At 66.6% G+C, this 11,649-nt stretch carries 10 protein-coding genes; 4 read left to right on the forward strand and 6 right to left on the reverse strand.

The genetic code is table 11. The features are described 5' to 3' along the window. Nucleotides 1-167 precede the first annotated feature (167 nt). Complete coding sequence (locus tag SB4_RS12670) at nt 168-1,271, forward strand: mechanosensitive ion channel family protein (protein WP_058752853.1); 1,104 nt, start codon at nt 168-170, stop codon at nt 1,269-1,271. A gap of 81 nt (nt 1,272-1,352) precedes the next feature. On the opposite strand, the gene SB4_RS12675 is transcribed toward SB4_RS12670, so the two are convergent. The 6 genes from SB4_RS12675 to sdhC all read right to left on the reverse strand — a co-directional run bounded on the left by SB4_RS12675 (nt 1,353) and on the right by sdhC (nt 8,265). Continuing rightward, the gene (locus SB4_RS12675; RefSeq protein ID WP_058752854.1) at nt 1,353-2,768 is read right to left on the reverse strand and encodes an alpha,alpha-trehalose-phosphate synthase (UDP-forming); all 1,416 of its coding nucleotides are present in this window, start codon (nt 2,766-2,768) and stop codon (nt 1,353-1,355) included. Then, nucleotides 2,765-4,531, reverse strand: coding sequence for a glycoside hydrolase family 15 protein (locus SB4_RS12680; RefSeq protein ID WP_420893893.1), 1,767 nt, complete (start codon nt 4,529-4,531; stop codon nt 2,765-2,767). Before SB4_RS12680 ends, SB4_RS12675 begins: the two co-directional genes overlap by 4 nt. An 11-nt stretch (nt 4,532-4,542) precedes the next feature. Next, nucleotides 4,543-5,316 (reverse strand): trehalose-phosphatase, encoded by a 774-nt coding sequence (otsB, locus tag SB4_RS12685; RefSeq protein WP_241488610.1) that lies wholly within the window; start codon nt 5,314-5,316, stop codon nt 4,543-4,545. 347 nt (nt 5,317-5,663) lie between these two features. After that, the gene (gene sdhA, locus SB4_RS12690; protein ID WP_058752857.1) at nt 5,664-7,472 is read right to left on the reverse strand and encodes a succinate dehydrogenase flavoprotein subunit; all 1,809 of its coding nucleotides are present in this window, start codon (nt 7,470-7,472) and stop codon (nt 5,664-5,666) included. Beyond that, on the reverse strand, nt 7,472-7,855 hold the full coding sequence (gene sdhD, locus SB4_RS12695) for a succinate dehydrogenase, hydrophobic membrane anchor protein (RefSeq protein WP_058734602.1): 384 nt from the start codon (nt 7,853-7,855) through the stop codon (nt 7,472-7,474). The genes sdhA and sdhD overlap by 1 nt, the downstream gene beginning before the upstream one ends. Next, entirely contained in the window at nt 7,855-8,265 is a 411-nt protein-coding gene (sdhC, locus tag SB4_RS12700; protein WP_058734603.1) for a succinate dehydrogenase, cytochrome b556 subunit, read from the reverse strand. Before sdhC ends, sdhD begins: the two co-directional genes overlap by 1 nt. A 229-nt stretch (nt 8,266-8,494) precedes the next feature. On the opposite strand from sdhC, the gene SB4_RS12705 reads away from it, so the two are divergent. From SB4_RS12705 to SB4_RS12715, 3 genes are all read left to right on the forward strand, one after another. Further along, on the forward strand, nt 8,495-9,853 hold the full coding sequence (locus tag SB4_RS12705) for a methyl-accepting chemotaxis protein (RefSeq protein ID WP_153003148.1): 1,359 nt from the start codon (nt 8,495-8,497) through the stop codon (nt 9,851-9,853). A gap of 75 nt (nt 9,854-9,928) precedes the next feature. After that, nucleotides 9,929-10,636, forward strand: a complete 708-nt coding sequence (locus SB4_RS12710; RefSeq protein WP_058752858.1) for an SDR family NAD(P)-dependent oxidoreductase — start codon at nt 9,929-9,931, stop codon at nt 10,634-10,636. Beyond that, nucleotides 10,626-11,558 (forward strand): 50S ribosomal protein L11 methyltransferase, encoded by a 933-nt coding sequence (locus SB4_RS12715; RefSeq protein ID WP_058752859.1) that lies wholly within the window; start codon nt 10,626-10,628, stop codon nt 11,556-11,558. The genes SB4_RS12710 and SB4_RS12715 overlap by 11 nt, the downstream gene beginning before the upstream one ends. The last annotated feature ends 91 nt before the right edge of the window (nt 11,559-11,649 follow it).

An 11,649-nucleotide genomic window follows, 5' to 3' on the forward strand; every position in this document is an offset into this window, starting at 1 on the left:
AGCCGGAGCCCCGGCCCCGGCTCCCACCGGCGCGGTTCGCCCGGCGGCCTGATCCGGTCCTGACGAAGGCGCCTCCGACTGTGGTCGGGGGCGTCTTTGCGTACGTCGGGTCGAGGAAATCCCGCTCGGCAAGAGGAACCTTCGCCGCGCTGACCCTTTAGCGCCTCATGCGCTGGCTTCGATCGCTCGACATTCCGGCCGAATGGCTGTGGCTGCAACATGTCCTCATCATCGCGGCGGCGGTGCTGATCGCCGTCGTGGCGCACAGCATCGCCATGCGGATCGCGGGGCACGCCGCCAGGCGGACCGCCAGCCAGAGCGACGATCTGGTCCTCGCCCATATCCGCCAGCCGCTGCGCTGGGTGGCGATCGCCATCGCGGTCAGCTTCGCGATGCGGCTGGTGCCCATGTCGGGGGAGGGGCGAGAGATATGGCGACAGGTACTGGGCTTCTTCGTCCCCGCGCTCCTCGGCTGGCTGGCCGTGGCGGCGTTGCGCGCCTTTCAAGGCGTCGTCTATCTACGCGCCGATATCAGCGTCGAGGACAATCTACGCGCCCGGCGCAAGCGGACGCGGGCGCAGATTTTGGGGCGGATCGGCATCTTCCTGATCGTGTTCCTGACCGTCTGCCTGATGCTGCTGAGCGTGCCGGGCATCCGCACCATCGGCGTCACGCTGATGGCCTCGGCCGGTATTGCGGGTCTGGTCGTTGGCGCCGCCGCGCAGCCCGCGCTCAAGAACCTGATCGCGGGCGTGCAAATGGCCTTTACCGAGCCGATCCGCCTCGACGACGTGGTCATCATCGACAATGAATGGGGGCGGATCGAACAGATTCACCTGACCTTCGTCGTGGTGCGCATCTGGGACGAGCGGCGGCTGGTCGTGCCGGTCGCCAAGTTCCTGGAGAACAGCTTCCAGAACTGGACGCGTGAAACCAGCCAGTTGCTGGGGTCGGTCTTCTGGTATCTCGATCCGGGGGCGGACATTCCCCGGCTGCGTGCGAAGATGGGCGAGCTGGTCGAGGCGAGCACGCGCTGGGACCGGCGCTTCTTCAACATGCAGGTGACGGATGTGAAGCCGGACTCGATCGAGGTGCGCGGGCTGATGACGGCACGCGATGCGTCGACCGCGTTCGACCTGCGATGCGAGATTCGCGAGGGGCTGCTGGAGTATATCCGGCGCGAGATGCCGGAGGCGCTCCCCCGGCGGCGATTGGAACATCATGCGCTAATTCCTCCCCTTGCAGGGGAGGTGGCAGGGCATCAGCCCTGACGGAGGGGTGTCACCCTATCGAGAGCGGGACACCCCTCCGACGCGCTATGCGCGCCACCTCCCCTTCCAGGGGAGGAATTTTTAAGATGCCGCCTCTTCGATCGCCTTGGCCTCTGCCTTCGCCTCATCCCCGCGCAGTGCGGCGAGGAACAGCTCGCACCACCAGAACACGTCCTCGCGCCGGACATTGTCGATCAGGCTTTCCCAGCGCCGGATACGCTCGGCGCGCGGCATGGCCAGCGCCTGGACGATCGCGTCGGACATTTCCTCGGCGCTGTAGGGATTGATGAGCACCGCGTCCTTCAACTGCTCGGCCGCGCCCGCGAAGCGCGACAGGATCAGCACGCCGGGGTCTTCCGGGTCCTGTGCCGCGACATATTCCTTGGCGACAAGGTTCATCCCGTCGCGCAAGGGCGTGACCAGCCCGATCCGCGCCGCGCGATAGATGCCCGCCAGCACCGGTCGCGGAAACCCCTTGTTGACGTAGCGGATCGGCACCCAGTCGATATCCGCATATTCGCCATTGATCCGCCCCGACAGCGAATCGAGATTGGCGCGAATCTCCTGATAGGTGTTCACCTTCTCGCGGCTGGGCGGTGCGATCTGGAGCATATAGACCAGGCCCCGCCGCTCCGGATTGGACGCCAGGAAGCGCTCATAGCCCAGGAAGCGCTCGGCCAGCCCCTTGGAATAATCCAGCCGGTCGACACCGACGATCAGGCTGCGCCCCGTCGCCGACATATACATGCGTTCGCGCGCGAACCGGGCGTCATGGCCGTTCGCGGCGTCCTCGAACTCCTTGGTCTCGATACCGATCGGCGCACGGATCGCCTGGATCGTCTTGCCGTTCCACGTGACCTCGCCATTCTCGCCAAGCGTCCCGCCCAGCTCCTTGGTCACATAGTCGCGGAAGCTGTCCAGCCAGTCCTCGGTGTGGAAGCCGACCACGTCATAGGCAAAGAGCGATTCCACCAGCTTGCGATGGCTGGGCAGCGACATCAGCAGCCGCACCGGCGGCCACGGGATGTGCAGGAAGAAGCCCATCCGGTTCTTGAACCCCCGCTTGCGCAGGTCGCGGCCCAGCGGGATCAAATGATAGTCATGCACCCAGACCAGATCGTCGGGCTCGATCAGCGGCTGCACCGTCTCGGCGAAGCGTTCGTTGACGCGGGCGTAGCCCGAATCGAAGTCGCGCTCGAACTCGGTCAGGTCGATGCGATAGTGGAAAAGCGGCCACAGCGTCCGGTTGGCGTAACCATTGTAATATTCGTCGATATCCTGTTCTTCCAGGTCGATGGTGGCGGTGGTGACGCCGCCGCCCTGCTGGAAGTTGATATGGCCGCTGAACTGGTCGGTGGTCTCCCCCGACCAGCCGAACCAGATGCCGCCCTGTTCACGCAAGGCGGCGAGGAGTGCGACCGCCAGCCCGCCCTGATTTCCGCCCGGCCCGGTGGTGGGCGGCTGGACCCGGTTCGAGATGACGATCAGGCGACTCATCGCACGGCACTCCATGGTTTACTCAGCAGGACGGCGCAGTTGATCAGGCCGACCAGCGAATAGGTTTGCGGATAATTCCCCCACAGCTCGCCCGTATTCGGGTCGATATCCTCGGACAGAAGCCCGGCGGGGGTGCAGCGCGCCACCATCTCCTCGAACAGCGCGCGGGCGTCCTCGTGACGCCCGGTAACATATAACGCTTCGATGAGCCAAAAAGTGCACACATTGAAGGCGGTATGCGGAAGCCCGAAGTCATCCTCGGTGGCATAGCGCAGCATGTGGCTGCCCCGGCGCAGGCCCTTTTCGACCGCATCGAGCGTCGAGCGGAAGCGGGGATCGTCGGGCGACAGGAAGCGCAGGTCCAGGAGCTGGATGATGCTGGCGTCCAGATCGTCGCCGCCGAAGGTCGCCGACATGCGCTGCGTCTCGGGACGCCACGCCGCCTGCTCGATCGTCTCGCGCATCTGGTCCGCGCGCTCCTGCCAGAAGGCGCGCCGTTCCTCCAGCCCCAGCGCCTGCGCGGCGTTGGCGAGTCGATCGCATGCCGCCCAGCACATCGCCGCCGAGTAGGTGTGGACATGGCTCTTGGTGCGCAGCTCCCACAGCCCTGCGTCCGGCTGGTCGTATTTGGCCCAGGCCCGCTCGCCGACACGTTCGAGCGAGTGGAAATCCTCGACGCCCGACATGCGGAACAGGCGGGTGTCGAAGAACGCCTGCACGTCGGACAGAACGATCTGACCGTACGCGTCGTGCTGAATCTGCTCATAGGCCTGGTTGCCGACGCGCACCGGCCCCATGGCGCGATAGCCGGGCAGCTTGGTCTCGATCCGCTCGACCAGGGTCGCTTCGCCACCGACGCCGTAGAGCGGCTGGATATGTCCGCCACGCGCGGCATCGACGATGTTGCGCAGATATTCGAGATACCCTTCCAGCACGTCGAGCGCGCCCAGCCGGTTGAGCGCCTGCACCGTATAATAGGCGTCGCGAATCCAGCAGTAGCGATAGTCCCAGTTGCGCCCCGAATCGGCATGTTCGGGCAGCGAGGTGGTCAGCGCGGCGACGATGGCGCCGGTTTCCTCATGCTGGCACAGCTTCAGCGTAATAGCGGCGCGGATGACGACGGCCTGCCACTCGACCGGCGTGGCGAGACCGCGCACCCAGTGATGCCATTCATGCGTGGTGCGCTCCAGCATGGCGCGGCTCGCCTCGCTGAGCACGCCCGCAAAGCTCTCGTCCGGCCCCAGGAACATGTGGATCGGGCGCTCCAGCCGGAACCATTGCTCGGCGGCGATATGGCCGACCGGCGCGTCGGTGGTCAGGCGCAGTGTCTGCTGCGTCATCAGATAGCGGATATGGTTGGACCCTTGCGTCCGCTCGGTGGGCGTACCCCAGTCGGTCGCGACGCGCAGGGCGATGCGGATGCGGGGGCTGCCGATGGGGCGCACGATCCGCACATAGCTGGTCGGGCGATAGACGCGGCCCTCACGCGAGAAGCGCGGGCAGAAATCGGTGATCTCGATGCCGTTGCCCCGGTCGTCCATATGCGTTGTGACCAGGATCGGCGTGTTGCGCAGATAGCCCTGCGTGGTCGACACCCGATCCTCCAGGTCGATCGCCCAATACCCCGTCTCCGGCTCGCCATCGCCGAGCAGGGCGCAAAAGGCCGGGTCGCCATCGACGCGCGGCACACAGCCCCAGACGAAGCGGCCTGCCGAATCGACCAGCGCGGAAACCTGGCAATTGCCGATCGGCCAGAGGTTCATGTCCTGTTGCATTACTTGGCATTCTCCAGCGCTTGGGCGAGCCATATATGGACGGCGGCGACATCGGGCAGGCGGTAACGGGCAGCGGTCTCGCGCATCGGGCCGACCAGCACGCCCGCGCCGCCCAGGGCGGCGGCGGCAACGAAGCCGTCCTCGTCGGTCACATCGTCGCCGAAGAAGATGGGCACGGTGCCCTGCATCGCGGGAGCCTGCATCAGCGTCTCGATCGCCTGGCCCTTGTCGCCGGGCAGGCGGATCTCGACCATCATCTTGCCGGGTTGCAGGGTCAGGCCGTGACGCTCGGCGATGGCGGTGGCTTCGCGGATCGCGAGCGGTTCGGCTTGCGGATTGCGGCGGTAATGCAGGCCCGCGCCGAAGCTCTTCGTCTCGAAATACAGGTCCTGGGCCTCGGCGACCATGCGCATCTCATCCGTCGCCGTGGCCAGGTGAGGGGGCTTGTCGGGCTGGACATGGCCGTCGTCGGGCGAGCGGCGTTCGGCACCATGGCTGCCCGCGAGGGTGAAATGCTGGGCCTGGGGGCCGAACAGCGCGTCGAGCTGGGCGATCGAGCGGCCGCTGACGATGGCCAGGCGGCCCGGCATGTGTGCGGCCAGCGCGTCCAGCCGATCGGCAAGCTCGGGGCTGACATGCACCCCCTCCGGATTGTCGGCGAGTTCGACCAGCGTGCCGTCGAAATCGAGGAACAGACTGTCCGTGGCGGACAGGCGGGGCGGGGGTGGGGCAAGGTCGGCGGGCATGGGCGACAGCATAGCGGATGCGGACATGCCGAGTGAACCCATCCCCGCCGCTCGCGTTCCGCTGCGCTGCCGAAATGATTACGGAAGGCATTGAGACTTTGATCGCTTGCGGCTAGGCGCACCCCCTCCCGCAGGCGAGTTTCAGGTCGGTCATGCCCCCGGCATGACCTAAACGATGCGGGGCATCGTTTACCTGAAACTGGGGATGGGGGGAGGGCCCTTCCCACGGGCGACGTCACTTGTGGCTTTTCCCTCCCCCAGCCCCTCCCGCCTGCGGGAGGGGAGTAAGAAGGGGAGGCGTCGGCTCGCGCGCAAACAAAAAAGGGCCGGCGATCGCTCGCCAGCCCCTTTTTTCCGAACCGTAAACCGGGCCTTTAGTAAACCCGCTTCTTCGGCTTGATATACTCGATATCGTCGGTCAGCGTGTAGTCGTGGACCGGGCGATAGTCGATCTCGACCCCGCCGCCCTGGCCGCCCCAGCCGTCGAAGGTCGCGACGGTGTGCTTCATCCAGTTGGCGTCGTCGCGATCGGGGAAGTCCTCGTTCACATGCGCGCCGCGGCTTTCCTTGCGGTTCAGCGCCGATTCCATCGTCACGACCGCCTGGCTGATCAGGTTGTCCAGCTCCAGCGTCTCGACCAGATCGGTGTTCCAGATCAGCGAGCGATCCTTGATGCCGATGTCCTTCATCCGGTCATAGGTGGCGCGGATCATCTGGCGACCTTCGGTCAGCAGCTCGTCGGTGCGGAACACGGCGCAGTGGCGCTGCATCGTCTTCTGCATCTCGCTGCGCACCGACGCGGTGGTCGAGCCACCGGCGGCGTTGCGGAAGTGGTCCAGGCGACCCAGCGCCAGCTCTTCCGACCCCTTGGGCAGCGGCGCGTGCGGCGTGCCGGGCTTCAGCGTATCCTTGATCCGCAGGCCGGTCGCGCGACCGAACACGACAAGGTCGATCAGCGAGTTGGAGCCGAGGCGGTTCGCGCCGTGGACCGACACGCAGGCCGCTTCGCCGACCGCGAACAGGCCGGGGACGACCGAGTCCGGGTTGCCGTCCTTCAGCCGCACGACTTCGCCGTGATAGTTGGTCGGAATGCCGCCCATATTATAGTGGACGGTCGGCGTGACGGGCAGCGGCTGGCGGGTCAGGTCGACACCGGCGAAGATCTTGCCGGTTTCGGTGATGCCGGGCAGGCGCTCGGCCAGCACCTTCGGGTCGATATGGTCGAGATGGAGGTAGATATGATCCCCCTCCTTACCGACGCCGCGTCCTTCGCGGATTTCCATCGCCATCGAGCGCGACACGACGTCGCGGCTGGCGAGGTCCTTGGCCGACGGCGCGTAACGCTCCATGAAGCGCTCGCCCTCGGAGTTGGTCAGGTAACCGCCTTCGCCGCGTGCGCCCTCGGTGATGAGGACGCCCGCGCCATAGATGCCGGTCGGGTGGAACTGCACGAACTCCATGTCCTGGAGCGGCAGGCCTGCGCGCAGCACCATGCCGCCGCCGTCACCCGTGCAGGTGTGCGCCGAGGTGGCCGAGAAATAGCAGCGACCATAGCCGCCGGTCGCCAGCACGACATTGTGCGCGCGGAAACGGTGGATCGACCCGTCTTCCATGCAAAGCGCGATCACGCCGCGGCAATTGCCCTGATCGTCCATGATCAGGTCGAGCGCGAAATATTCGATGAAGAAGTCCGCGTCATACTTCAGCGACTGCTGGTACAGCGCGTGCAGCATGGCGTGGCCGGTACGGTCGGCCGCGGCGCAGGTGCGCTGCGCAGGCGGGCCTTCGCCCATATTCTGCATCATGCCGCCGAACGGGCGCTGATAGATCTTGCCCTCTTCGGTGCGGCTGAACGGCACGCCGGCGTGCTCCAGCTCGTACACGGCGGCGGGCGCCTCGCGGCACAGATATTCGATCGCGTCCTGGTCGCCCAGCCAGTCCGACCCCTTGACGGTGTCGTACATGTGCCAGGTCCAATGGTCGGGACCCATATTGCCCAGCGAGGCGGCGATGCCGCCCTGCGCGGCGACGGTGTGGCTGCGCGTCGGGAACACCTTGGTGATGCAGGCGGTCTTCAGACCCGCCTCGGCAATACCCATGGTGGCGCGCAGGCCCGAGCCGCCCGCACCCACGACGACGGCGTCATAGGTATGGTCGATGATCTTGTAAGCGGCAGCGGACATTATGCAGCGGCTCCGAAAGCGATCTTGAGGATCGAGAAGATGGCGACGGCGGCGGTCGTGAAGACGAACAGGTTCATGACGACGAGCAGCGCGACCCGGTTCTGGTCCTGCTCATAATCCTCGATCACGACCTGCAGGCCGAGGCGCATGTGATAGAAGATCGACGCGACCAGCAGCACCATCGGGATGGCGGCCCAGGAATTGGCCAGCCACAGGTGCATCGCGGCATAGTCGAAGGACGGCTGGCGCAGGATCGAGATCAGCAGCCAGGCGACCAGCAGGAAGTTGGAACCGGCGGTCAGCCGCTGGTTCAACCAATGATGAGTGCCCGACTTGGCCGAGCCCAGGCCGCGTACGCGGCCGATTGCGGTTCCCGAACGCATCACTTGATCCCCAAATAGAGCCAGAACGCCACGGTTGCGACGACGGCGAAGACCATGGTGGCTTGGGCCTGCCGCTTGTTCGCCTTCAGCTCGAAGCCAGCGCCGACATCCATGAACAGGTGGCGGATGCCGTTGGCGATATGCTGGAACAGGCAGGCGGTCAGGCCGATGCCGACGACATAGCCGATGATGTTGAGCTTGCCCGACTGGACGGTGAAGACGTCGCGGAACGTCGCATAGCTTTCCGGCCCGCCAGCTACGGCGGCCAGGAACCATACGAGCAGCAGCGTGCCCACGGTCGCCATGCCCGTGCCGGTGGCACGGTGCAGGATCGACACCAGCATGTTGGGGCCCCATTTCCAGATCTGGAGATGCGGCGAAAGCGGGCGGGCGGTGTTGCGGGCGGCCAAGGGCAGATCCTCGAACAGTCTAAAGTCAGGCTGGTTTGCGGATACGCCTATGGTGAAGACGCCGACAGGATGCAAGCCGTGAGCGCATCGGCGGCACGCTTCGTCGCCGCGAATGGGCGTTGCCGTTCGGGACGGAGCGCCGACAGTCGCAGGGATAAGATGCCCTTAACCCTTTTGGTCGCAGAAAGAGCGGGAAAATCTGGCCATTGCCGAATGGGAGACCCACATCTTGCGCTCCGACCTGCCGCCGCCCACGGTCATCACCGTGGAAATCGACCTCGATGCTCGGGTTCGCACCTTTGACGGCGGGGATGGCTCGCTGGTCCGGCTGGCCGCCGAAATCTGGTCGGTGATCGAACCGCGTGCCGATGAGGTGGTCGTCGCCTATTGGGACCATTGGCGTCGCAAGAATCCGGGGCAGCCGGAGTGGACGCCGCTCGACCGCGAGCGCCAGCTGACCGCCGGGCGCGCCTATCTGCGCAATCGCTTCTGCGATCTGGCCGGACGCGAATGGCTCGAGTCGCTGGGGCGTTCGGTCGCATCGGCCTTTGCCGCCGACATCGCGCCGATGGAGGTGCTCGCCATGTCCTGTGCCAGCGACCGGGCCGCGCTGAAGGTCATTCTGGAAGACATGGCGGCGGATGACCCGCGCCGCTCGGTCGCGGTCGACACGCTGCTGCGGCTGTACGGCATGGAGACCGAGCTGACCGTCGAGCTGTTCGCGGGTTATCGCAACTGGTGCGCGGAGCGCGAGCGCGAGCGGCTGGCGGGCGATTTCCGCAACGGCATCGCCGCCGTGGTCGAGAATGCCTCGGTCGAGGGGCAGGACCTGCGACGCCAGGCGCAGGAGGCGTCGGTGTCGACGCGCGGCATGCTGGGCAAGTCGAGCGAGGTCGCCGCCGCCGCCGAACAGTCGGCCGTCGCGATGCGCGAGGCGGCGCAGACCGCCGCCGGGCTGATCCGCGCGATCGAGGATGCCCGGACCGAGGTCGACCAGGCCGCCGATGTCGCCAACCGCGCCGCCGACCAGGCAGGGCAGGCGGTCGGCATGTCGGAGATGCTGTCCGACCATGCCAAGTCGATCGAATCGATCCTGGGCCTGATCCGCGACATTGCGGGCCAGACCAACCTGCTGGCGCTGAACGCCACCATCGAGGCGGCACGGGCAGGGGATGCTGGACGCGGCTTTGCGGTCGTGGCGCAGGAGGTGAAGAGCCTCGCCAGCCAGACCGCGCGCGCCACCGACGATATCGCCACCAAGATCGCCGCGATCCAGGCCGCAACCCGCTCGACGGTGGAGACCAACGCCTCGATCAAGGCGACGGTCAACGAGGTACAGGTCTCGGCCGAGCGAATCCGCTATGCGATGGAGGCGCAGGCGCAGACGGTGACCGCGATCACCGCCGCCGTCGACGAGACCGCGCTGGCCGCCGACTCGATGTCGCACACCATCGCCGCGATCCGCCAGGATACCGAGCATGTCGCGCAGGAGATCGACCGGGTCGGGCGCGGCTTCGATCATCTCGACACCCGGCTGGGCGACCTAAAGACCAGCGCCAGCCTGTTCGTCGCACGGGTCGCGGCGTAACTTATTCCTCCCCTTGCAGGGGAGGAAGTCGGGGTGCCGGTTGACGCATCGGTCCTCGCCCGGCACGGCAGGGGCATGACGACGATATTGGTAACGGGCAGCAGCCGAGGGATCGGCGCGGCCATCGCATCGAGCCTGGACGACCTGCCCGACACGCGGGTCTTGCGCCATGCCACGCGCAGCGGCCCCGGCGCGAATCTGGCCGCCGATCTTTCCGATCCCGATGCGCCCGCCCGGCTCTGGGCCGAGGCGCTGGAGCAGGCAGGCGGCGCGATCGATATCCTCGTCAACAATGCCGGTATCTTCGAGGCGAGTCCGGTGGACGCCGACGACTGGTCGGAGAGCTGGGCGCGCACGATGCAGGTCAACCTGACCGCCTCGGCCGAACTCTGCCGTCTGGCCGTGCTGCACTGGCAGGAGCGGGGCGTCGGCGGCCGCATCGTCAACATCGCCAGTCGCGCCGCCTATCGCGGCGACTCGCCCGCGCACTGGCATTATGCCGCGTCCAAGGGCGGCATGGTCGCGATGACCAAGACCATCGCGCGCGGCTATGCGGCGCAGGGCGTCCTTGCCTTCGCCGTCTGCCCCGGCTTCACCATGACCGGCATGGCCGACGATTATCTGGCCAGCCGGGGCGGGGACAAGTTGCTTGCCGATATCCCGCTCGGCCGGGTCGCCAGCCCGGAGGAGGTCGCCGCGACCGTCCGTTTCCTGTGCACCGACGCACCCCCTTCGATGACCGGCGCGGTCCTCGACGTGAATGGAGCCAGCTATGTCCGCTGACAGCTGGAAGCTGACCCTGCCCTGCACGCGTGACGAGGCGGAGGCGATCGACGCCGCCGACGATCTGGCGATCGAGGCGGTCATCATGACCACTGAGGAAATCGAGGACGACCGCGAGCATTGGCGGCTCGACGCCTATTTCGAGGCCGAGCCCGATGCTGCCACCATCGACGCGATCCGTGCGCTGGTGCCGAGTGCGGGCGACCATCCCGCGACGGTCGAGCATGTGCCTGCGCAGGACTGGGTGACGATCAGCCAAGCGGGGTTGGAGCCGCTCTCGGTCGGGCGCTTCTTCGTCCACACCGGTGACGAGGCGGTGCCGGAGGGCTTGCGCGGTTTCCACATCCCGGCGGGGCGCGCGTTCGGGACGGGGCATCATGAGACGACCAGCGGGTGTCTGGCGATGCTCGATGCGATGGCGGGCGAGGGGGTCGAGAACGCGATCGACGTGGGCACCGGCACCGGGCTGCTCGCCTTCGCGGCCCGCCACCTCTGGCCGGAAGCCAAGATCGTCGCGACCGATATCGATCCGATCGCGATCGACGTGACGGCCGAGAATGCCGCGATCAACGGCGTGGACGGGGTGGAACTGATCGTCGCCGATGGCGCGCTCGCCGATCCGATCATGGCGGCGGCGCCCTATGAGCTGGTCATCGCCAATATCCTGGCGGGGCCGCTGATCTCCATGGCGCCGGAGCTGGCCGCCATCGCGGCGCCGGAGGCGACCCTGGTGCTGGCGGGTCTGCTGGAGACGCAGCGGGCCGATGTGGTCGCGGCCTATGAAGCCTGCGGCTGTGCGCTGGAGAGTGTGGACCGGCGCGGCGACTGGAGCGTGTTGCGGCTGCGCGCGGGGGCAGAGCGGTTTGTGCCAAACGCGCCGTTCGATCCCAAAGGGCGCGACGGCTGGGCTTTGGATATCTAATTTCCATCTGCTCCCCTCCCGCAAGCGAGTTTCAGGTCGGTCATGCCCCCGGCATGACCTAAACGATGCGGGGCATCGTTTACCTGAAACT

The sequence above is a fragment of the Sphingomonas sanguinis genome (assembly GCF_001476905.1).
Classification (GTDB): domain Bacteria; phylum Pseudomonadota; class Alphaproteobacteria; order Sphingomonadales; family Sphingomonadaceae; genus Sphingomonas; species Sphingomonas sanguinis_B.